This is a genomic window from Streptomyces sp. NPDC090499 (genome assembly GCF_044769305.1).
Lineage (GTDB): Bacteria > Actinomycetota > Actinomycetes > Streptomycetales > Streptomycetaceae > Streptomyces.
The window spans coordinates 168,667-189,655 of record NZ_JBIVXP010000017.1 but is presented as its reverse complement, the minus strand read 5'-3'; the positions used below and the strand labels follow the sequence as shown (position 1 = coordinate 189,655).

24 protein-coding genes are annotated in these 20,989 nt (G+C 72.0%); 10 read left to right on the top strand and 14 right to left on the bottom strand.

Annotation, left to right across the window (positions count from 1 at the left end):
* Positions 1 to 107: 107 nt before the first annotated feature.
* The 3 genes from ACIQVL_RS40640 to ACIQVL_RS40630 are packed head-to-tail and all read left to right on the top strand — an operon-like array spanning position 108 to position 2,027.
* A complete protein-coding gene (locus tag ACIQVL_RS40640) occupies positions 108 to 959 on the top strand; it encodes an AraC family transcriptional regulator (protein ID WP_403477942.1) in 852 nt (283 codons plus the stop codon).
* Between the two features lie 10 nt (positions 960 to 969).
* Positions 970 to 1,722 (top strand): AzlC family ABC transporter permease, encoded by a 753-nt coding sequence (locus tag ACIQVL_RS40635; RefSeq protein WP_403439421.1) that lies wholly within the window; start codon positions 970 to 972, stop codon positions 1,720 to 1,722.
* Positions 1,719 to 2,027 (top strand): AzlD domain-containing protein, encoded by a 309-nt coding sequence (locus ACIQVL_RS40630; protein WP_403439419.1) that lies wholly within the window; start codon positions 1,719 to 1,721, stop codon positions 2,025 to 2,027. Before ACIQVL_RS40635 ends, ACIQVL_RS40630 begins: the two co-directional genes overlap by 4 nt.
* Before the next feature lie 36 nt (positions 2,028 to 2,063).
* On the opposite strand, the gene ACIQVL_RS40625 is transcribed toward ACIQVL_RS40630, so the two are convergent.
* Positions 2,064 to 3,008, bottom strand: coding sequence for a hypothetical protein (locus ACIQVL_RS40625; protein ID WP_403477941.1), 945 nt, complete (start codon positions 3,006 to 3,008; stop codon positions 2,064 to 2,066).
* A gap of 80 nt (positions 3,009 to 3,088) precedes the next feature.
* Here ACIQVL_RS40625 and ACIQVL_RS40620 point away from each other — a divergent pair, with 80 nt between their 5' ends.
* Together ACIQVL_RS40620 and ACIQVL_RS40615 are read left to right on the top strand one after the other, a co-directional pair.
* Entirely contained in the window at positions 3,089 to 3,283 is a 195-nt protein-coding gene (locus tag ACIQVL_RS40620) for a DUF3046 domain-containing protein (RefSeq protein WP_293999007.1), read from the top strand.
* A 60-nt stretch (positions 3,284 to 3,343) separates the two neighbouring features.
* The gene (locus ACIQVL_RS40615; protein WP_403477940.1) at positions 3,344 to 4,618 is read left to right on the top strand and encodes an AI-2E family transporter; all 1,275 of its coding nucleotides are present in this window, start codon (positions 3,344 to 3,346) and stop codon (positions 4,616 to 4,618) included.
* Positions 4,619 to 4,630: 12 nt separating this feature from the next.
* Here ACIQVL_RS40615 and ACIQVL_RS40610 read toward each other — a convergent pair whose 3' ends face one another.
* The 4 genes from ACIQVL_RS40610 to ACIQVL_RS40595 all read right to left on the bottom strand — a co-directional run bounded on the left by ACIQVL_RS40610 (position 4,631) and on the right by ACIQVL_RS40595 (position 8,102).
* Positions 4,631 to 5,434 carry a hypothetical protein gene (locus ACIQVL_RS40610; RefSeq protein WP_403477939.1) on the bottom strand — a complete coding sequence of 268 codons (804 nt, stop codon included), beginning with the start codon at positions 5,432 to 5,434 and terminating at the stop codon, positions 4,631 to 4,633.
* A 90-nt stretch (positions 5,435 to 5,524) separates the two neighbouring features.
* The gene (locus ACIQVL_RS40605) at positions 5,525 to 6,685 is read right to left on the bottom strand and encodes an oxygenase MpaB family protein (protein WP_403439411.1); all 1,161 of its coding nucleotides are present in this window, start codon (positions 6,683 to 6,685) and stop codon (positions 5,525 to 5,527) included.
* Between the two features lie 96 nt (positions 6,686 to 6,781).
* On the bottom strand, positions 6,782 to 7,834 hold the full coding sequence (locus ACIQVL_RS40600; RefSeq protein ID WP_403439409.1) for a polyprenyl synthetase family protein: 1,053 nt from the start codon (positions 7,832 to 7,834) through the stop codon (positions 6,782 to 6,784).
* Positions 7,827 to 8,102: a polyprenyl synthetase gene (locus tag ACIQVL_RS40595; protein ID WP_403439408.1), complete on the bottom strand. Its 276-nt coding sequence runs from the start codon at positions 8,100 to 8,102 to the stop codon at positions 7,827 to 7,829. Before ACIQVL_RS40595 ends, ACIQVL_RS40600 begins: the two co-directional genes overlap by 8 nt.
* Before the next feature lie 491 nt (positions 8,103 to 8,593).
* Here ACIQVL_RS40595 and recA point away from each other — a divergent pair, with 491 nt between their 5' ends.
* Entirely contained in the window at positions 8,594 to 9,727 is a 1,134-nt protein-coding gene (recA, locus tag ACIQVL_RS40590; RefSeq protein ID WP_403477938.1) for a recombinase RecA, read from the top strand.
* A gap of 4 nt (positions 9,728 to 9,731) precedes the next feature.
* On the top strand, positions 9,732 to 10,535 hold the full coding sequence (gene recX, locus ACIQVL_RS40585) for a recombination regulator RecX (protein WP_403477937.1): 804 nt from the start codon (positions 9,732 to 9,734) through the stop codon (positions 10,533 to 10,535).
* Positions 10,536 to 10,684: 149 nt separating this feature from the next.
* Here recX and ACIQVL_RS40580 read toward each other — a convergent pair whose 3' ends face one another.
* On the bottom strand, positions 10,685 to 11,074 hold the full coding sequence (locus ACIQVL_RS40580) for a VOC family protein (RefSeq protein WP_403439402.1): 390 nt from the start codon (positions 11,072 to 11,074) through the stop codon (positions 10,685 to 10,687).
* Between the two features lie 93 nt (positions 11,075 to 11,167).
* Here ACIQVL_RS40580 and ACIQVL_RS40575 point away from each other — a divergent pair, with 93 nt between their 5' ends.
* On the top strand, positions 11,168 to 11,953 hold the full coding sequence (locus ACIQVL_RS40575) for a TetR/AcrR family transcriptional regulator C-terminal domain-containing protein (RefSeq protein ID WP_403439400.1): 786 nt from the start codon (positions 11,168 to 11,170) through the stop codon (positions 11,951 to 11,953).
* Between the two features lie 3 nt (positions 11,954 to 11,956).
* Here ACIQVL_RS40575 and ACIQVL_RS40570 read toward each other — a convergent pair whose 3' ends face one another.
* The 8 genes from ACIQVL_RS40570 to ACIQVL_RS40535 all read right to left on the bottom strand — a co-directional run bounded on the left by ACIQVL_RS40570 (position 11,957) and on the right by ACIQVL_RS40535 (position 18,567).
* Positions 11,957 to 12,382, bottom strand: coding sequence for a rhodanese-like domain-containing protein (locus ACIQVL_RS40570; protein ID WP_403439452.1), 426 nt, complete (start codon positions 12,380 to 12,382; stop codon positions 11,957 to 11,959).
* A complete protein-coding gene (locus ACIQVL_RS40565; RefSeq protein ID WP_403477936.1) occupies positions 12,373 to 12,927 on the bottom strand; it encodes a cysteine dioxygenase in 555 nt (184 codons plus the stop codon). The genes ACIQVL_RS40570 and ACIQVL_RS40565 overlap by 10 nt, the downstream gene beginning before the upstream one ends.
* Before the next feature lie 66 nt (positions 12,928 to 12,993).
* A complete protein-coding gene (locus ACIQVL_RS40560; protein WP_311737274.1) occupies positions 12,994 to 13,065 on the bottom strand; it encodes a putative leader peptide in 72 nt (23 codons plus the stop codon).
* A gap of 93 nt (positions 13,066 to 13,158) precedes the next feature.
* The gene (locus tag ACIQVL_RS40555; protein ID WP_403477935.1) at positions 13,159 to 14,808 is read right to left on the bottom strand and encodes an FAD-dependent monooxygenase; all 1,650 of its coding nucleotides are present in this window, start codon (positions 14,806 to 14,808) and stop codon (positions 13,159 to 13,161) included.
* A gap of 235 nt (positions 14,809 to 15,043) precedes the next feature.
* Positions 15,044 to 15,955 carry an amino acid ABC transporter permease gene (locus ACIQVL_RS40550; protein ID WP_403439394.1) on the bottom strand — a complete coding sequence of 304 codons (912 nt, stop codon included), beginning with the start codon at positions 15,953 to 15,955 and terminating at the stop codon, positions 15,044 to 15,046.
* Complete coding sequence (locus ACIQVL_RS40545) at positions 15,952 to 16,617, bottom strand: amino acid ABC transporter permease (RefSeq protein WP_093498731.1); 666 nt, start codon at positions 16,615 to 16,617, stop codon at positions 15,952 to 15,954. Before ACIQVL_RS40545 ends, ACIQVL_RS40550 begins: the two co-directional genes overlap by 4 nt.
* Before the next feature lie 168 nt (positions 16,618 to 16,785).
* Positions 16,786 to 17,622: a glutamate ABC transporter substrate-binding protein gene (locus tag ACIQVL_RS40540; RefSeq protein WP_403477934.1), complete on the bottom strand. Its 837-nt coding sequence runs from the start codon at positions 17,620 to 17,622 to the stop codon at positions 16,786 to 16,788.
* Positions 17,623 to 17,790: 168 nt separating this feature from the next.
* Complete coding sequence (locus tag ACIQVL_RS40535; protein WP_403439389.1) at positions 17,791 to 18,567, bottom strand: amino acid ABC transporter ATP-binding protein; 777 nt, start codon at positions 18,565 to 18,567, stop codon at positions 17,791 to 17,793.
* Positions 18,568 to 18,884: 317 nt separating this feature from the next.
* Between ACIQVL_RS40535 and ACIQVL_RS40530 the strand changes: the two genes are divergently transcribed.
* Both ACIQVL_RS40530 and ACIQVL_RS40525 read left to right on the top strand, forming a co-directional pair.
* Entirely contained in the window at positions 18,885 to 19,571 is a 687-nt protein-coding gene (locus tag ACIQVL_RS40530) for a response regulator transcription factor (protein WP_403477933.1), read from the top strand.
* Between the two features lie 9 nt (positions 19,572 to 19,580).
* Positions 19,581 to 20,978, top strand: a complete 1,398-nt coding sequence (locus ACIQVL_RS40525; protein WP_403477932.1) for an ATP-binding protein — start codon at positions 19,581 to 19,583, stop codon at positions 20,976 to 20,978.
* Positions 20,979 to 20,989 lie beyond the last annotated feature (11 nt).

Below are 20,989 nucleotides of genomic sequence, written 5' to 3'. Positions count from 1 at the left end.
CGGTAGGCGGTCGGATGGAAGGCGATCCGGTGGAAGGCGGCCGGGCGGGTGTGGGGTGCGCGGCTGGGAGGGGGTCGGGTGGGGGCGGGGCCGTCGACAATGGGTGTATGGCGGGATCGGACGAGCAGGCGCGGCACTGGCGGTACGAGGCGTTGCCCGGTGTCGACCTGCTGCGGGCCCGGTACGTTCGCAAGACGTTCGTGCGGCACACCCACGAGCACTTCGTGATCGCTGCCATCGCCGACGGTGTCGAGGTCTTCCACCACCGGGGCTCCGACGTGTCGGCGGGGGCGGGGGCGCTCGCGCTGGTCAACCCGGACACCCCGCACACCGGGCGGGCCGGGGTGCCCGAGGGGTGGCGGTACGGGGCGGTCCACCCGGCGCCGGACCTCGTGGCCGGGATCGCCGCCGAGACCACCGCGATCCGGGGCACCCCCGGCTTCGTCAGTCCCGTGCTCGACGACCCGTACAGCGTCGCCCTCGTGCACCGGGTGCTGCGCGCCGCCGACGAGGGCAACGCGCTCGCCGCCGACACCCTGCTGCGCGTCGCGGTGACCAGGCTGCTGCGGCTGAACGGCGGCCCGCTGCCGCAGCGGCAGGTCCGTACCGCCGGGGCTCGGCTCGCCGCACGCGCGCGTGCGGTGCTGGCGGAGCGGATGGTCGAGCCGCCCACCCTGGAGCGACTCGCCACCGATCTCGGCACCAGCCCCTTCGCGCTGCTCAGGGCGTTCCGCGACGCCTACGGCATGCCCCCGCACACCTGGCTGACCGACGCCCGGGTGCGCCGCGCCCGGCTGCTGCTGGACGCCGGCACGGCACCCGCCGAGGCGGCCGTCGCCGTGGGCTTCACCGACCAGCCGCACCTCAACCGGCACTTCGCCCGGATCGTCGGCGTCCCGCCGGGCGCCTACCGGCGCGAGCGCAAGAACGTACAAGACGCCCGGGACGGCAGCCCGTAGCGTCCCGGGCGTGGCACAACAGACAGCAAGCGCAGACATACGCGGCGACGGCGGCCCGAAGCCGGACTCCGCCGTCGTCAGGGACGCCCTCGGGGTCGGGGTCGCCGTGGGACTCTCCGGGTTCGCCTTCGGCGTGACCTCGGCAGGCAGCGGGCTCGGCCTGCTCCAGACCTGCACGCTCAGCCTGCTGGTGTTCACCGGCGCCTCCCAGTTCGCCCTGGTGGGCGCACTCGCGGCCGGCGGCAACCCGTTCACCGCGGCGGCCGGCGCCTTCTTCCTCGGGGTGCGCAACGCGTTCTACGGGCTGCGTCTCTCGCAGGTACTGGCCCTGCCGCGCGCGGTGCGGCCGTTCGCCGCCCAGTGGGTGATCGACGAGACCACCGCGGTCACCCTGGCCCAGCCGACGCGGCGCGCCGCCCGGATCGGCTTCACCGTCACCGGGCTCAGCCTGTACGTGCTGTGGAACCTCACCACCCTGCTCGGCGCGCTCGGCGCCAAGGCCGTCGGGGACACCGGCGCCTGGGGTCTGGACGCGGCCGGACCCGCCGTCTTCCTGGCCCTGCTCGCCCCCATGCTGAAGACCACCACCGACCGCGCGGTCGCCGCCCTCGCGGTGCTGCTGGGTCTCGGCCTGCTGCCCGTGCTGCCGGCCGGGGTGCCGGTCCTGGTGGCCGCGCTGGCGGCACCGGCCGCCCTGTTCGTCTCCGGCCGCCGCTCCGGCCGCGACCGTACCCGCGACGAGGCACCCGAGGAGACCCGGTGAACTTCTGGATCGCGATCGGCGCGACCGCCCTCGGCTGCTACGCCGTCAAGCTCGCCGGACTGCTGGTGCCCGCCGGGGTGCTGGAGCGGCCGGTGGTGCGACGGCTGGCCGCCCTGCTGCCCGTGGCCCTGCTCGCCGCCCTCACGGCCCAGCAGACGTTCGCCGACGGGCACGCGCTCGTGCTGGACGCGCGGGCCGCGGGGCTCGGGGCGGCCGCCGTGGCGCTGGTGCTGCGCGCGCCCTTCCTGATCGTCGTCGGGGTCGCCGTGGTGGTCACGGCGGGGCTGCGGGCCGTCACCGGCTGAGACTTCCGTCACCCGGCGTTCCGCACCCGGCCGCGGTCACCCCACGAAGCGGCCGTACGCCCCGAGCGTGACCAGGGCGTCGATCGTCACCCTGGGGCGGGCTTCCAGGGTGGCGGCCGGTGTCCACTGGCGCCAGCGGATCGGCCAGCCGCCGTCCGCTTCCTGTTCGGCGGTGAGGAAGTCGAGCGAGCGGGTCATCTCCTCGTCGGTGAACCACGCGCGCGCGAGCGAGTCCGGGGACTTCGCGAAGTCGTGCGGGAAGTGGTGCTCGCGCGGGGCGTAGCCGGGTGCGACCGGGTACGCGTCGAGGCGCTCGGGGTCCAGCGCGGCCAGGCGCTGCTCGCGCACCAGGCGGCCCAGCCGGTCGGCGGCCGCCTCGGCGCGCGAGCGGTCGGGCACCGTGTCCAGGAAGGCGACCGCGGCCTCGATCTCGTAGGGGTGCGACTTCTCGAGGTCCAGGATCGCCTGCCAGCAGAAGTCGGTGGCCCGGAACAGCCACGCGTGCCAGACCTCGTTGCGGTGCAGCAGGCCCACCACCGGGCCGGTGGCGAGGAGCTCGCTGGGCGGGTCGTCGACGACCGGGACGAACGGCGCCGCCGGGTAGCCGCGCTGGCCGGGACGGACGGCGGGCAGCGCCCCGTCCGCGGCGGAGACCGCCGTCAGATAGCGGCACACGCGCTCCACCCGCTGCCCGCCGCACCGCCCGATGGCGTCCAGGACGCGCAGCGCGTGCCCGGTGTGCAGCGGCTGGCTCACCGGGCCACGCAGATCGGGCTCCAGCGCGTGCCCGTAGCCGCCGTCCTCGTTGCGGTAGGCGTCCAGCGCGGTCTCCACCGGATCGGGGCCGCCGTTCAGGAAGTGGTACGCGAAGAGACGCTGCTCCAGCACGCGGGCGGTGAGCCACATGAACCGTTCGGCGCGGAAGAGCGGGGAGTGCGCCGGGGGCGCAGGGGGGAGTGGGGAAGCTCCGGTTTCGGCCATGCGCAAGACCGTAGGGCGGAAAGCGGTCTCGGCAGGCGCTCCCGGGCAGGGCCCACTCTCAGGGGCGGGATACTGGTTTCATGCGGTTGACGGTTTTCTGGCAGCGGATGGCGGAACACTTCGGTTCCGGGTACGCCGACACCTTCGCACGCGATCATGTGATGACGGAGCTCGGCGGGCTGACGGTGCACGAGGCGCTGGACGCCGGCTGGGAGGCCAAGGACGTGTGGCGCGTGGTCTGCACGGTCATGAACGTTCCGGGGGAGAGGCGCTGACCGTGCGCGAAGACCGGAGACGGGCCACGCGTTGTCAGTGGCGTAGGCGAGACTTGCAACGTGGTATCCACTGACGAGGACGGGCGCACCGCCCAGGACGCATCCCCGGCCGAGACGGCCGACACGACGCCGCGCGCCGGATCACCGGCCGCCGACGCCGCGGCACCGGGCGCCCGCATGCCGCGCTGGCTGCCGCGCGCCATGGTGCTGGCACTCGCCCTCGTCGCCGCCTTCCAGCTTGGCAGCTGGGCCTTCCACCAGCTCACCGGACTGCTGATCAACATCCTGATCGCGTTCTTCCTGGCGCTCGCCATCGAGCCCGCGGTGAGCTGGATGGCCTCCCGCGGCATGCGCCGGGGCTTCGCGACCTTCCTGGTCTTCCTCGGCCTGGCGATCGCCACGGCGGGGTTCATCACCCTGCTCGGCTCGATGCTGGCCGGGCAGATCATCAAGATCGTCGAGGACTTCCCCGACTACCTGGACTCGGTCATCAACTGGGTCAACCACACCTTCCACACCGAAGTGAAGCGGGTCGACGTCCAGGAGGGCCTGCTGCACTCCGACTGGCTGCGCAAGTACGCGCAGAACAGCGCGGCCGGTGCGCTCGACGTGTCCGGGCAGGTGCTCGGCGGCCTCTTCCAGCTGCTGACGATCACGCTGTTCGCCTTCTACTTCGCCGCCGACGGCCCCCGGCTGCGCCGCACCCTGTGCTCCGTGCTGCCGCCCGCCCGCCAGGCCGAGGTGCTGCGCGCCTGGGAGATCGCCGTCGACAAGACCGGCGGCTACCTGTACTCGCGCGGTGTGATGGCGCTGATCTCCGGAATCGCGCACTACATCCTGCTGGAGGCCCTCGGCGTGCCGTACGCGCCCGTGCTGGGCGTGTGGGTCGGGCTTGTCTCGCAGTTCATCCCCACCATCGGCACCTATCTCGCGGGTGCGCTGCCGATGCTGATCGCGTTCACCGTCAACCCGCTCTACGCGGTGTGGGTGCTGGTGTTCGTCGTGATCTACCAGCAGTTCGAGAACTACATGCTGCAGCCCAAGCTGACCTCCAAGTCGGTCGACATCCACCCGGCGGTCGCCTTCGGCTCGGTCATCGCGGGCACCGCGCTCCTCGGCGCCGTCGGCGCGCTGATCGCCATCCCGGCGGTCGCCACGCTCCAGGCGTTCCTGAGCGCCTATGTGAAGCGGTACGACGTCACGGACGACCCCCGGGTGCACGGGCACCGCAGGCGGAGCGCGGGCGGCCCCGGGCTGCGCACACGCGCGCGGCGCCTGACACAGCGCCTGATATGGCAGCGGCCGGCCGAGGGCTCCGGAGACACTCCGTCCTGACGGCCGCCGCGATCAGTAGGTGAGTACGGCCCACACCCCGGCGGCGGCGACGGCCGCCGCGTAGCAGCCCACCGCCGCGGCCACGACCCGCCACCGGGTGCGCTCGCTCCACCCGGTGCGGGACAGCAGCCAGGCCAGGGCCGGCAGGACCAGCACCGCGTGCAGACTGACCGCGTGCAGCGGCTTGAGCGGGGCCGTCGAGTCGTACGCCGCCTCCTGGTGCCCGGTCCGGACGAGCACCACCCCGCGCGCGATCATCGCCGCTCCCGAGGCCAGCGCCACCAGCAGCACCGCGAACCCGGAGCGCACCGCGAGCGCCATGCCCGCGGGACCGGCCGGGCGGTGCTGGAAGGACGCCACCGCGAAGACGGTGAGCAGCACCACCAGGACCCCGCCGCCCACCGCGAGCATCATGGACACCGCGGTGTCGAAGGGCGTCTCCATGTCGAGGTGCGAGGGCACCCGGCGCCACGCCTGCAGGGTGATCCCGCCGACCTCCACCACACAGTCGGCGGCGAACACGAGCAGCAGGACGGTCCGCAGCCGCTCCCCGACCCTCAGGTAGGAGGTGACCCAGGTGACCGCCATCAGCGTCAGTCCGAAGGAGAGCCCGAAGGTGACGGGCTTGCGCCAGGAGACCGGCCCGTACCAGGGTCCGCCGTCGACCGCGAACACCACCAGATGCGCCAGGCCGGACAGGACGAGGAGCACGCCGGTCACGTGACAGAGACGCTCGGCGGGGCGCACCCGGGCCAGGATCCCGGTCGGCGGGTTCGCCGGTGGCCTGCGGGGCGGACTCTTCAGGGAGGAGGACATGCGCCCAGCCTCCCGGTGCCCGCCCGCGCGGTCGTCGTCCGGCCGAAGACACCCGCCGTACGCCTTGCGGAGTAGGGGACGCCGGGGCGATCAGGAGACCGTGGCGGCCGGCGGGGTCCATCGGCGGGTGCGGGGTACGGAGCCCGGCACGCCGTAGTCCTTCTTGAGGTGCTCGGGGATGGCGTAGTGCATGACGCGGCCACGGGTGAGCGAGGACAGTTCGAGAACGGTGGTGAGGTGGCCGAGACGGTCCAGGGCCCAGGCGCCCAGCGGGGAGCGGTCCTCGATGGTCTCCAGGACGCCGAGGAGGTGCGGTACGGCCTTGACGACGGTGTCCCACGGGGTGCGCGGCACCTCCAGCCAGTCGGCGCAGGTGTCGCCGACCAGGTGGCGGATCAGGGCGGAGACGATCGGGTCGAAGAAGGTGCCGGGGACGACCTCCTCGTACAGGTCGATGAGCTGCCGGGTCAGGACCGCGCCCTCCTCGGAGGGGCCCATGTGCCGGACCATGTACAGGTCGAGGAAGGCGCGTGCCTCCTCGAGGGTCTTCGGGACGGCCTCCTGGTCGACGCCGAGCATGGCGCCCACCACCCGCCACGCGTAGTAGTACGCCTCCGCACCCTCCGTGGACAGGTGGATGCCCAGCCGGTGCAGGCTGTCGAGGACGAGCATGGAGAAGAACATCTGGCCGCCGATCATGTCCTCCTGGCAGATCGGCGTGCCCAGCGCCTCGGTGTCCCAGCGGTTCTCGCGCCTGAGGTGGTGCCGGATCGAGGCGTGCAGCAGGCGCACCTTCTGGGCGGCCGGGACGAAGCGGCTGCCGGCCTCGAAGGCGTCGGGGCGCATGAGGTAGACGGTGAACTGACCGGTCTCCGCCATGCGCTTGGACGGGTACTTCAGCCCGTGGGTGGCCGACAGCAGCTTCGCCACGCGCGGGACGACGTAACAGGCGGGCATGGCGGCGAAGGAGAGCGCGGTCGAGATGTGCACGTTGTTGTCGATGAAGAACAGCCGGGCCTTCTCCATCTCGCCCCAGTCCACCCAGGACGGCGGCACCCGGGTGGCCTCCAGGTACTCCCGCGCGACGTCGGGCAGCCCGTCCGGCAGGGGCGCGCCGGCGGTGGAGACGTAGCGCATCAGGGTGTTGAACGTGCCCACCTCCCCACGCTCGAAGAGGGCGGCGACCGTGGCGTCGGCGAGTTCGTCACCGGCGTGCCGGAGGGTGTCCAGCGAGGCCTCGGTGTGGATCACGGCAGGGCTCCTTGTCATCGCGGGTCGCGTGGGTCGCCGGGGTCGCCGCGGGGCGTCGTGGTTCGTCGCGGACGTGGTCCGGGCCACCCGTGGGGGTCAGGACAGGCGGGTCGCGGCCGAGTGGGCCAGTGCGGTCAGGGCGCCGGCGGCGGGGGCCGGTACGTTCAGTCCGTGGAGGGCGTCGAGCGCTTCCGTGACCCGCGCACCGATCATGTGCTCGATCCGGTCGGGCGCCCCGAGCCGGCACATCACCTCGCGGACCGCGTCCAGGCCGTCCGCGTCCAGATCACGGCAGCCGAGCAGCGCGCCCAGCCGCTCCCGGTCGTCGGCACGGGCGAGGCGCCAGGTCTCCGCGAGCAGGGCGGTGGGCCGGTGGCCGCGGACGTCGTCGGCGTTGGCCTTGCCCGTGTGCTCCGGTGCTCCGAACAGGCCCAGCAGGTCGTCGCGGAGCTGGAAGGCCTCGCCCAGCGGCAGTCCGTACGCGGAGTAGCCCTCGCGCAGCCGCTCACCGGCCCCGGCCAGGGCGCCGCCGATCAACAGGGGCTGCTCGACGGTGTACTTGGCGGTCTTGTAGCGGATCACCTTCAGCGAGGCCGTGGTGTCCGGACCGGCTCCGGTGCGCAGGATCTCCAGGCACTCGCCCGCGATCAGCTCCCGGGCCAGCACCGACCACAGGGGCCGGGCCCGGGCCAGGTAGGCGGCGGGCAGCCCGCAGGCCGCGAACAGCTGCCCGGCCAGTGACATCAGCAGATCGCCCACGAGCATCGCCAGCGACCGCGCGGTGTCGTCGGCGTGCGGACGGTCCTGCACGGCGGCACGCAGGGCGACGTGCGGGGTGGGGCGGCCGTGCCGCAGGGGGCTGTCGTCGATGAGGTCGTCGTGGACGACGGCGGCGGCGTGCACCAGTTCCATGGAGGCCGCCGCCCGCACCAGCGCGTCGCTGTCCGGCTGGCCCACCGCACGCCAGCCCCAGTAGCAGAACGCCGCCCGCAGCCGTTTGCCGTCCGCGACCGCCGCCTCCAGCTGCTCGGCCACCGGGCCCAGGAGCGGGTCGACCGCCGCGAACAGGCCGGCCTCCTCGGCGACGAACCCGCTCAGCACGTCGTCGACGCGGTTCTTGAAGGCGGCCGGATCCCAGCGGTCAGTCATCGTCGGCGGTCCGCCGGGCCAGGGCGTGCCGGGCGAGGATCTCCAGATGGGCCGGGGGCACGGCGGCGTACCGGTCCAGGACCAGACGCCCCCGCGCGGTGAGGTCGTGCTCGGCCTCCGCCGCCAGCGCGCCGGCGTCCGAGCGGCGCAGCAGCCCCCGTAACGTCCCGAAGGCGGTGCCCACCGTGCTCACGGCCAGATCGGCCAGCCCCGCCGCCAGCAGCACGGCCTGCTCGTCCGGACCACGTCGTCCCGTCTCACGTGTCATGCGCTCTCCCACCCACGGCACCCAGGGGCGGCGCTCTCCCCGGCCGCCTCTTCGAGCATCGCCGCACGACGGGCGCGGGCAGGCGGAAACTCACGATCGGGTGAACGCCTCGCCGGGTGGTGCGGACCACCGCCCCGCGGTCCCGCTTCCGGCTGCCGCCCCCGGAGTGCCGCGCGCTCCGGCACGCGTGCCGCGTACGCCCGGAGCCCGCGGGAAAGCGGTGGGCGGGCAGCGGGTGAGCGGTGGGTGAGCACCCTGCGGGGAAGTGGCGGGAGTACCGCGTGGTGCGCTTGACACGAAAATCGAACATCCATTCTTATGGAAGCTCCGGAACGGCCCACGACGGGGATCCCGGCGGCAGTTCGACATGGTTTCGGCGGATACATCCCCGAGTTGTCCACAGGTCGAACCGGCGTCGGGGCGCATTGTCAGTGGCAGGCGTTAGCGTCTTTGACGTGAAGCGATCGACTCAAGCAAACCGGGTGGAACCCATGGCAGGAACCGACCGCGAGAAGGCTCTCGAAGCCGCGCTCGCACAGATTGAACGGCAATTCGGCAAGGGCGCGGTCATGCGCATGGGCGAGCGGGCCAAGGAGCCCATCGAGGTCATCTCGACCGGCTCGACCGCGCTCGACGTCGCCCTCGGTGTCGGTGGCCTGCCGCGCGGCCGTGTGGTGGAGATCTACGGACCGGAGTCCTCCGGCAAGACGACCCTGACCCTGCACGCCGTGGCCAACGCCCAGAAGGCCGGCGGCCAGGTCGCGTTCGTGGACGCGGAGCACGCCCTCGACCCCGAGTACGCGCAGAAACTCGGCGTCGACATCGACAACCTGATCCTCTCCCAGCCCGACAACGGCGAACAGGCCCTGGAGATCGTGGACATGCTGGTCCGCTCCGGCGCCCTCGACCTCATCGTCATCGACTCCGTCGCCGCGCTCGTCCCGCGCGCGGAGATCGAGGGCGAGATGGGCGACAGCCACGTCGGTCTCCAGGCCCGTCTGATGAGCCAGGCGCTGCGGAAGATCACCAGCGCGCTCAACCAGTCCAAGACCACCGCGATCTTCATCAACCAGCTCCGCGAGAAGATCGGCGTGATGTTCGGCTCCCCGGAGACCACGACCGGTGGCCGCGCGCTGAAGTTCTACGCCTCGGTGCGGCTCGACATCCGCCGCATCGAGACGCTCAAGGACGGCACGGACGCGGTCGGCAACCGCACCCGCGTCAAGGTCGTCAAGAACAAGGTCGCGCCGCCCTTCAAGCAGGCCGAGTTCGACATCCTCTACGGCCAGGGCATCAGCCGCGAGGGCGGCCTGATCGACATGGGCGTGGAGAACGGCTTCGTCCGCAAGGCCGGCGCCTGGTACACGTACGAGGGCGACCAGCTCGGCCAGGGCAAGGAGAACGCGCGCAACTTCCTCAAGGACAACCCCGACCTGGCCAACGAGATCGAGAAGAAGATCAAGGAGAAGCTGGGCGTCGGTGTCCGCCCGGAGACGCCCGCCGCCGAGCCGGGCGCGGACGCGGCGGTCACCACCACCGCGGCCCCGGACGACGCGGTGAAGGCGGTGCCCGCCCCGGCCGCCGCCAAGGTCACCAAGCCCAAGGCCGTCACCGCCAAGAGCTGACGCCGTGACACGACGAACCGACTGGGCCGACCACGAGTACACGTCCCCCGGTGCCTCACGGGGGAGGGGCACCGGGGGTGCCCCGGGCTCCCCCGGGGACGAGGCCTACGGCACGGGCGGTGCCGACCACGGGGGATACGAGGGGGACGGCGCGTACGGCGACGGCACGGGCAGGCCTCGCGGGCACGGGTCACCCGGCCGTGGCTCGCGCAAGCCCGGGACGCGACGCCGGCGTGGCTTCGGCGAGCCGTCCGGTGAGGACGGGGGTTCCTCCTCCTCGTCGAGGGCCGAGCAGGGGGAACCTCCAGCGGACCCGGCTGAGCGGGCGCGGGCGATCTGTCTGCGCCTGCTCACCGGGACCCCGCGCACCCGGAAACAGCTCGCGGACGCCCTGCACAAGCGGGAGATCCCGGACGACGTCGTCGAGGAGGTGCTGTCGCGGTTCGAGGAGGTCGGGCTGATCAACGACAGCGCGTTCGCGGACGCCTGGGTGGAGTCCCGGCATCACGGCCGGGGACTGGCCCGGCGCGCGCTCGCCCAGGAACTGCGTACCAAGGGTGTCGACTCGGCGCTCATCGACGAGGCCGTCGCCCAGCTCGACTCCGAGCAGGAGGAGGAGACGGCCCGCGAACTCGTCGCCCGCAAACTCCGCTCCACCCGGGGCCTCGACCGCGACAGACGGATCCGCCGCCTCGCCGGGATGCTCGCCCGCAAGGGGTACTCCGAGGGCATGGCCCTCCGGGTCGTCCGCCGGGCGCTGGAGGAGGAGGGCGAGGACGCGGAGTTCCTGGAGGGCGGGGACTTCTGACGGGGTGTCGGCCCCGGAGGGGGTAACTGCGCTACGCCCTCAAGACCGTCCGCGCCTGCAAGGCCGGTTTCCTCGCCCGGCCGCTGACCCCGGTCGGCACCGGCCTGGTCGTCGACCGCGACCTCCTGCGGGGGCTCCGCCGCATCGCCTCAGTGGCCGCCGGGCGCGTTCCAGTCGACGAGTTGGACGATGACGCCGTTGGGGTCGGTGACCTGGAAGGCGCGCTCGCCCCAGGGCTCCTCGCGCAGGGGCATGGTGATCGTGACGCCCTCGGCGGTCAGGCGGGCCAGTTCGGCTTCGAGGTTGTCGACGACGAAGGCGAGGATCACCCCGTCGGCATGGTCCTCGCGCTGGTCCGCGGGGAGCGAGGCCAGGCCGCGCCGCAGGTAGACGACGTTCATCCCGGCGTCGTCGCGGGTCAGCGAGGCGAAGCCGTCGGCGGCCAGTTCCTCGCGGAACCCGAAGTGGTCGGTGAGGAAGGCGCTGGACGCCACGACGTCGTCGACGTTGAGGGAGACGGCGGAAGCGGTGATCGACACGAGAGCTCCTTGGCTTTGGCCCTGACCTGGAGGATTACTCTGTACGCGGTACAGTGTACTGCGTACAGAGTAATGGTGGGGGAGGATGTCCAGATGCCTCTCGACCGAAGCAGTGCCGGTGATCCGGCCCGCTCCCTGGAACTGCTCTGGCGGGTCCCCGCCGCCCCGCGGCGTGGGCCCCGGCAGCGGCTGAACATCGACAGGGTCGTCACCGTCGCCGTCGGGCTGGCGGATGCCGAGGGTCTGGACGCGGTCACCATGCGCCGCGTCGCGCAGCAGCTGGGGGTCGTCCCGATGACCCTCTACACGTATGTGCCGGGCAAGGCCGAGCTTCTGGATCTCATGCTGGACACCGCCTACATGCAGATGTCCCGCGCCGATACCACCGGCCGGCCATGGCGGGCCCGGCTGATCGCGGTGGCCGGGGAGAACCGGGCGCTGTTCGAGGCACACCCGTGGGCCGCGACGATCTCCACCGGCCGTCCGCCGCTGGGGCCGGGAATGATGGCCAAGTACGAACACGAGCTGTCGGCACTGGACGGACTCGGGCTCGACGACGTGGAGATGGACGCCGCCCTGACCTTTCTGCTCACCTTCGTCCAGGCCAACGCCCGCTCGGCGGCAGAGGCACGCGTCGCTCAGGAGGACAGCGCGCTGGACGACGAGCAGTGGTGGGCGGCCAACGCCCCATTGCTCGAAAAGGTTCTCGACCCGCGTGCCTACCCCACCGCCGCCCGCGTCGGCACGGCGGCGGGTACCGCGCACGGTGCCGCGTACAGCCCAGGTCACGCCTGGGAGTTCGGCCTCGGCCGGGTGCTCGACGGTCTCGGCGCACTCATCGACAGCCGTACGGACTCGACCGGGACCGGGGAGCCGTAGGGACTAGGACGACGGTGGCGTGACCGGCAGGCCCGCCGTCCGCCATGCCTGGAAGCCGCCGATCAGGTCCGTCGCCCGGTGCAGGCCGAGCTGGTGCAGGGAGGCGGCGGCCAGGCTGGACGCGTAGCCCTCGTTGCAGATCACGACGACCTGGAGGTCGTGGCCGGTGGCCTCGGGGGTCTTGTGGCTGCCCTGCGGGTCCAGGCGCCACTCCAGTTCGTTGCGCTCTACGACGAGCGCACCGGGTATCAGGCCGTCCCGCTCGCGCAGCGCCGCGTACCGGATGTCGACGAGCAGGGCCTCGCCGGTGCGCGCCGCGTCGTACGCCTGCTGCGCCTCGATGCGCCGGTAGCCCGCGCGCACCCGCTCCAGCAGCTCGTCGATGCCCACCGGACGCGGCTCCGCCGGTTCGGTGCCGCTCACTGCCAGTCCTCGGGGCGCTCGACCTGCTCCAGGCGCAGCACCTGTCCGGCGCGGCTGTAGCGGCGGATCCGCGGCAGCGGCGGGTAGTAGGCGTGGACGGAGACCGCGTGGTGCTCGGTGGACACGTTCAGTACCTCGTGGACGTGGTCGCGGCCGAAGGAGCGGCCCTTCCCGGCCGGCAGCCGGCGCTCGCGGTCGACACCCTCGGAGAGTTCCAGGGTCTGCCAGCCGTCGGTGGGCAGCCGCGTGGCCAGCGAGTTCTCCTTCAGCTCACCGGCGGCGGTGAGGAAGGCGCCGACCGACTCGGCATGGTCGTGCCAGCCGGTACCGGAACCGGGAGGCCAGCCGATCAGCCATGCCTCGCTGCCGGCCGGGCCGTCGAGCCGTACCCAGGTGCGGCCCTCGGGGTCGAGCGGGAGCGAGGCGATCAGCTCGGCGTCGGCGGCCGTGCGCCGGACGAAGTCGAGGAGGTCCGCCTGGGTGGGCGCAGCGCCGGGCGCGTGGGCGGACGGGGAAACGGAGGACGACGGGAGAGAGGCAGACACGTGCACCGATCCTGATGAGGGTTCGCAGAAGCAGGCGCAGACGGCGCCCGGAGAGAGAAGAGAGATGCGAAGTCAGCAGGACGGAAGACACACGCAGCCCGCATAGCGGACCAGGTCCACATGGACCTTCCGCCACAGGCGCACAGTGGTGTCGTTCACGATGCGGAGTACACCACGCCGGTGCAGGCCGGTCAACTCACCGTCAGCATGTGGACGGTCGGCGGGTGGACCGCCCGGTCACCGCGTGGGGGAGCCGGCCTCCGCCCCGGCCCGCTGTTCCGCCTGCTCGCCGCTCTCCGCCTGCTCGCTCTGCTCCCCGTCCTTGCCGCCCAGCGTCGCCTCGGCCGCCGCGTACAGGTCGGCCGGGCGGACGCCGTTGAGGGCGGTGACGAGGTGGCCGTCGGGGCGCACGAGCAGCACCGTGTGCGCCGGGGCGCCCGGGTAGGCCTCGGCGACCAGCAGCTCGGCGGGGTGCGGCAGCGCGGTCACGGCCGCCGCGAGCCGGGGCATGATCCCGGCGGAGACCCAGTGCTTACGGTCCCACACCCCCGTACCGGGCGCGATCAGGACGACGAGCAGCGCGCCGCGGCCGAGGCGGGAGCGCAGCTGCACGAAGGTGCCGTCCTCCGCGGTGACCCGGACATCGGTGACCGGCGTCCCCGGCGGGGTGCCGACCGCGATCTCGTGCTCCAGCTGCCGGGGGGCGAGGGGCGAGTCCGCGTACGCCCCCGGCGCACCGAGCGGACCGTGCCCCAGGTGACCTTCGGTGAGGAGCGCGTCGTGCCCCCGGGACGCGCCGGGGACGAACCCGCGCAGCCCGCCACCGCCGCGCAGTACCGGCAGCGCCTGGTCGGCGGCGCGCAGCCGGGCGGCGACCACCGCGCGCCGCTCGGTCTGGTAGCTGTCGAGCAGCGCCTCGTGCGGGCCGTGGTGCCAGGCCGGGGCCAGCTTCCAGGCGAGGTTGTCCACATCGCGCAGCCCCTCGTCGAGGCCGTGCGTCCCGAGCGCGCCGAGCAGGTGCGCGGCGTCCCCGGCGACGAACACCCGGCCCACCCGCCACCTGCGGGCGAGGCGGTGGTGCACGGTGTGGACGCCGGTGTCGAGCAGGTCGTACGGCGGTGTGGTGCTGCCCGTCCAGCCCGCGAGGGTCTCGCGGATCCGGGCCACCAGGAGCTCGGGTGTGACCAGGTCCTTGCCGGGCGGCAGCAGCCAGTCCAGGCGCCACACGTCGTCCGGGAGGGGGCGGGCGGTCACCTCCCCGGCCGAGGGCCCGGACGTCCGCCACGGCGGGGTCCGATGGAGCAACGCCTGACCGGGCCACGGAAGTTCCGTGCGCAGCGCGGCGACCGCGTGCCGTTCCACCGCCGTGCGGCCCGGGAAGCGGATGTCCAGGAGCTTGCGGACGGTCGAGCGGGGGCCGTCGCAGCCCACCAGGTAACTGCCGCGCCACCAGGTGCCCCTGGGGCCCCGGGTGTGCGCGGTGACACCGGAGCGCTCCTGCTCGACGGCGTCCAGGCGGCTGTCGGTGGCGATCCTGACCAGCGGTTCGTCGGCGATCGCGGCACGCAGGACGTTGGTCAGCACGTGCTGGGCGACGTGCAGCGGGGACGGTTCGCCGGCGTCGTCGAAGACGACCTCGCGCAGCACCTGGCGGCGCCGCATCGACCGCCAGCCGGTCCAGCGGGCGCCCAGGTCCGCCAGCGGTGTGCCGGACAGGCGCGTCACCAGTGCGGCGGTGTCCTCACGGAGCACCACCGTGCGCGCCGGGCGCGGCTCGTCCTTGCCCGGACCCTCGTCCAGGACGACGGACGGCACCTCCTGGCGGGCCAGCGCCAGGGCGAGCGTGAGCCCGACGGGCCCCGCTCCGACGATGATCACCGGGTCCACGGCGCGGCGCCCCCTGCCCGTACGTACGTCCCGACGGACACAGTTGAACAGATTGTTGGAGCAGGGTGCACGATCACAGAACGTATGCAACAGACTGGGCGCCACCCGGTCAAGCGGCGCACCCGGGGACACGTCAGCATGGCGGGCGCGCGGGTGCCGTGGCGCACGGGAAAACGGCGGAGGCAGCGGCCGTACGGCCGCTGCCTCCGTGTGTGTCGTTCGGGTTGACCCGGAGTCAGGCGTTGGCTCCGCCCGCCCCGGTCGCGAAGGTACCGCTGATCTCCGCCGCGTTCAGGTCGCTGACGTCCTCGGCGCCCAGCACCGCGCCGGTGCCGCGCTTGCTGCGCCGCAGCCGCTTCTCCAGCCAGGAGGCGAACGTGGTGAGCGCGAGGTTCAGCAGGATGAAGACGACGCCGACGACGACGAAGCTGGGGATGACGTTGGCGTAGTTGGCGGCCAGTGTGCCGCGTGCCGTGAGGAGCTCCGTGAACTGCAGCATCACACCGCCCAGCGCGGTGTCCTTCACGATCACCACGAGCTGGCTGACGATGGCCGGCAGCATCACGGTGACCGCCTGCGGCAGCAGGATGCCGGTCATCGTCTGCCCCTTGCGCAGCCCGATCGCGTACGCCGCCTCCGTCTGCCCCTTGGGGAGAGCGAGGACGCCGGCCCGTACGATCTCGGCGAGCACCGAGGCGTTGTAGAGCACCAGGCCGGTGACGACCGCGTACAGCGGCCGTTCGTCACTGCCGACGTCGGTGGAGCGGACGTAGAACTCGTTGGCGAACAGCATCAGCAGCAGCACCGGGATCGCGCGGAAGAACTCCACGATCCAGGCGGCCGGTATCCGCACCCAGGCGTGGTCGGACATGCGGGCGATGCCGAAGACCGCGCCCAGCGGGAGGGCGATGACCATGGCGAGCGCCGCGGCCTTGAGCGTGTTGCCGAGGCCCGGCAGCAGGTACGTGGTCCACGCCTCGGAGGTGGTGAACGGCTGCCACAGGTCCCACTTGAGCTGGCCCTTGTCGTCCATCTTCTGCCAGACCCACCAGACCGCGAGGGCGAGGACCAGCACGAAGAGGACGGAGAGGACCACGTTGCGCCGCTTGGCGCGGGGCCCGGGCGTGTCGTAGAGGACGGAGCTCATCGCTTCACCGCCAGGCGCTTGGCGAGCCAGCCGAGGAACAGGCCGGTCGGGAGGGTCAGGACCACGAAGCCGAGGGCGAAGACCGCGCCGATGGCCAGCGTCTGGGCCTCGTTCTCGATCATCGTCTTCATCAGGGCGGCGGCCTCGGCGACGCCGATCGCGGCCGCCACCGTGGTGTTCTTCGTCAGCGCGATCAGGACGTTGGCCAGCGGGCCGATCACCGCGCGGAAGGCCTGCGGCAGCACGATCAGCCGCAGGGTCTGCGAGAAGTTCAGCCCGATCGCCCGGGCCGCCTCGGCCTGTCCGAGCGGCACGGTGTTGATGCCGGAGCGGATCGCCTCGCAGACGAAGGCCGCGGTGTAGGCGGTCAGGCCGAGCACCGCGAGGCGGAAGCCCTGGACCTTGAAGTCGGAGGCACCCAGCGTCACGCCGAAGATGTCGGCGAGGCCGAGCGAGGTGAAGATGACGATGACCGTCAGGGGGATGTTCCGGACGATGTTGACGTAGGCGGTGCCGAACCCGCGCATCAGCGGGACCGGGCTGACCCGCATCGCGGCCAGCAGGGTGCCCCAGACCAGGGAGCCGACGGCCGAGAGGACGGTCAGTTCCACCGTCGTCCAGAACGCCCCTAGGACGTCGTAGCCTTGAAGAAAGTCGAACACGATTTCCCGCGCTTCCGGGTGTGTGGCGTACGTGGAGGGCATGGCGCGCCGCCGCCGGGGAAGCGGTGGCGGCGGCGCGCGCGAGGAACCGCGCGATGGACTGCGGGATCCCTGCGTCGGCGCATTCCCGCGACCCGCGCGGGGTTCGGTTCCGCCTTGCGCGAAGCCTTACTTGACGATCACGCTGATCTTCGGGGCGGGCTCGTTCTTGTACTCGGCCGGGCCGAAGTTCTTGGTGACGGCCTTGTCCCAGGAACCGTCGCTGACCATCTTCTCCAGCGCCGTGTTGATCTTGCCGACGGTCGCGGAGTCGCCCTTCTTGACGCCGATGCCGTAGTTCTCGTTGCTCAGCTTCAGGCCGGCGAGCTTGAACTGGCCCTTGTACTTGTCCTGCGCGGCGAAGCCCGCGAGGATCGAGTCGTCCGTGGTCACCGCGTCGACGGCGCCGCTCTGCAGGCCGGCGATGCACTCCGAGTAGGTGCCGACCTCCTTGAGGTTGGCCTTCGGGGCGATGGTCTGCTGGATGTTCTGCGCCGAGGTCGAACCCGTCACGGAACACAGCTTCTTGCCGTTGAGGTCCGCGCCCTTGGCGATGGTCGAGTCCTTCTTGACCAGCAGGTCCTGGTGGGCCAGCAGGTACGGCCCGGCGAAGTCCACCTTCGCCTTGCGCTCGTCGGTGATCGAGTAGGTGGCCGCGATGAACTTCACGTCGCCGCGCGCCAGGGCGTTCTCCCGGTCGGCGCTCTTGGTCTGCACGAACTTGATCTGGTTCGGCTTGTAACCCAGCTGGCCGGCGACATAGGTGGCCACGTCCACGTCGAAGCCCGAGAAGGAACCGCCGGGCTCCTGGAGGCCGAGACCGGGCTGGTCGAACTTGATGCCGACCTTGATCTCGCCGCCGCCCGAGGAACCGCTGTCGTCCTTGTCGCCGCTGCCGCACGCCGTGGCGGACAGGGCGAGCGCGAGCACGGCGGCCGAGGCGGCGGTGACCTTGCGGAGCTGCATGATGAACATCCCTCGTTTTGGTGAAGACGGCTGTGGAGACGACTGTGCGGACGTCTGCGGAGACGGCTGTGGAGACGACTGTGCGGACGTCTGCGGAGACGGCTGTGGAGACGACTGTGCGGACGACTGCGGAGACGTCTGTGGAAAAGAAGCGGGGCCTGCCGTGCCTCAGTGGTGCAGGATCTTCGACAGGAAGTCCTTGGCCCGGTCGCTGCTCGGGTTGCTGAAGAACTGGTCCGGCGTGGCCTGTTCGACGATCCGGCCGTCGGCCATGAAGACCACCCGGTTCGCGGCCGAGCGGGCGAAGCCCATCTCGTGGGTGACGACGATCATCGTCATGCCGTCCCTGGCCAGCTGCTGCATGACCTCCAGGACCTCGTTGATCATCTCGGGGTCGAGGGCCGAGGTCGGCTCGTCGAAGAGCATGACCTTCGGGTCCATGGCCAGCGCCCGCGCGATGGCGACGCGCTGCTGCTGGCCGCCGGAGAGCTGCGCGGGGTACTTGTCGGCCTGGGTGCCCACGCCGACCCGGTCGAGCAGGGTGCGGGCCTTCTCCTCGGCCTGTTTCCGGTCCGCCTTGCGGACCTTGACCTGCCCGAGCATCACGTTCTCCAGCACCGTCTTGTGCGCGAAGAGATTGAAGGACTGGAAGACCATGCCGACGTCGGCGCGCAGCCGGGCCAGCTCCCTGCCCTCCTGGGGCAGTGGCCTGCCGTCGATGGTGATCGATCCGGAGTCGACGCTCTCCAGGCGGTTGATGGTGCGGCACAGCGTGGACTTGCCGGACCCGGAGGGCCCGATCACCACGACGACCTCACCGCGGGCGATCGTCAGGTCGATGTCCTGGAGCACATGCAACGCGCCGAAGTGCTTGTTGACGCTCTTCAGGACGACCAGCTCGCCGGTCGCGGCCACGTCCTGCACGGCCACCGATACTTCGGTCATCGCTTTTGGGCTCCGTCCTCCTCGGTTTCCGAGGAATGTAGTGAGAGCCAATGACCAGCGTCATTACATCTGAGGGAGATCTGAGCATCACGATCCGGTAGCAGTCGGACACGGGTCGTAGCGCGGACCGCCGCCCGGGTATCGGCCGCGTAACGGAACCCGCCCGCCACCGGAACCCACTTGACGCCGTCGGCGTCCATCAGCGTGACTGCTCCTCGTGCACGCGCGCGTGCGCGTTTTCTACAACGCGTGGGTTTTCCATGGGCAAGCCGACGACGAACCACGACCGTACGACCGCTGAACCGGAGGGGGCCGGGATGAGACTGCTGCTCGTCGAGGACGACAACCACGTCGCCGCCGCACTCTCCGCGGTGCTGGCCCGGCACGGGTTCTCCGTCACCCACGCCCGCAGCGGCGAGGAGGCACTGCGGGCCCTCGTCCCCGAGAGCGACGGCTACGACGTCGTCCTCCTCGACCTCGGCCTGCCCGACCAGGACGGCTACGAGGTCTGCGGCAAGATCCGCAAGCGCACCAGCACCCCGGTCATCATGGTGACGGCCCGCTCGGACGTCCGCTCCCGCATCCACGGTCTCAACCTCGGCGCCGACGACTACGTGGTGAAGCCGTACGACACCGGGGAACTGCTCGCCCGGATCCACGCCGTCAGCCGGCGCACCCACCACGAGGACGGCCAGGCCGACGGCGACAGCGCGCTGCGGCTCGGCGCCGTCCGCATCGAACTGCCCACCCGTCAGGTCAGCGTGGACGGCAAGGTCGTCCAGCTCACCCGCAAGGAGTTCGACCTGCTGGCGCTGCTGGCCCAGCGGCCCGGCGTGGTCTTCCGCCGGGAGCAGATCATCAGCGAGGTCTGGCGCACCAGCTGGGAGGGGACCGGCCGCACCCTGGAGGTGCACGTCGCCTCGCTGCGCGCCAAGCTGCGCATGCCCGCGCTCATCGAGACCGTACGCGGCGTGGGCTACCGGCTCGTCGCCCCGGCCGCGTAGCGGGGACGGGTGCGCACACGTCTCCTTCCGCTGCTCATCGTCCTGATGGCGGCCGTGCTGCTCGCGCTCGGCGTTCCGCTCGCCGTCAGCACGGCCTCCGCGCAGCAGCAGAAGGTCGTCGTCGACCGCATCGACGACACCGCGCGGTTCGCCGCCCTCGCCCAGTTCGTGACCGACGCGACCACCACCGCGCGCCCGACGGGCACGGACGACCGCCTGGAGACCCTCCGCCGTGAACTCGCCAGCTACTACGGCGTCTACGGCATCCGCGCGGGCGTCTTCTACCGGAACGCGTCCTCCATGGCCAACGCGCCCGACGACTGGGTGCTGCCGGCGACCGGCGAGGTCCGGGAGGCCTTCGAAGAGGCCCTGCTCAGCCGCCGCAGCCACGATCCCGCGCAGGTGTGGCCCTGGCAGCGCAGCCGGCTGGTGGTGGCCTCACCGGTGATCCGGGACGGCGACGTCGTCGCCGTGGTGGTCACCGACTCGCCCACCGGGCCGATGCGTTCCCGCACCCTGCGCGACTGGCTGGTCATCGGCGCCGGTGAGTGCACGGCGATGCTGCTCGCCGTCGGAGCGGCGCTGCGGCTGACCGGGTGGGTGCTGCGGCCGGTACGGGTGCTCGACGCCACCACGCACGCGATCGCCAGCGGCCGGCTCAAGTCCCGGGTCGCGGCGGCCGGCGGCCCGCCGGAACTCAGGCGGCTGGCCCGGGCGTTCAACGAGATGGCGGACAACGTCGAGGACGTGCTGGAGCAGCAGCGGGCCTTCGTCGCCGACGCCTCCCACCAGCTGCGCAACCCGCTCTCCGCGCTGCTGCTGCGCATCGAGCTGCTCGCCCTCGAACTGCCCGAGGACAACGAGGAGATCGCCTCGGTCCGCACCGAGGGCAAGCGGCTCGCGCAGGTCCTGGACGACCTGCTCGATCTGGCGCTGGCCGAGCACGCCGAGGCGGTCCTGATGACGACCGACCTCGGCAGGCTCGCCGAGGAGCGGATCGCCGCGTGGGCGCCGGCCGCCGCGGCGAAGGGGGTCCGGCTGACCGGGGACTGCGCGCCGACCACCGGGTGGGCCGACCCGGTCACGCTGTCCAGCGCGCTGGACGCGGTGATCGACAACGCGGTGAAGTTCTCGCCGGAGGGCGGCCTGGTCGAGGTGACCGTGGCCGCCGACGGTGACGTTGCCACGGTCGTGGTGACCGACTCGGGGCCGGGGCTGACGGACGAGGAACTCGCGCGTGTGGGGGACCGGTTCTGGCGCAGCGGGCGGCACCAGAACGTCAAGGGGTCGGGGCTGGGGCTGTCGATCACGCGGGCGCTGCTGGCGGCGGGTGGCGGTGCGATCGAGTACGAGCACCATGAGCCGCGGGGGTTGCGGGTGACTGTGTCCGTGCCGCGGGGTCGCTGAGAGACGGGGGC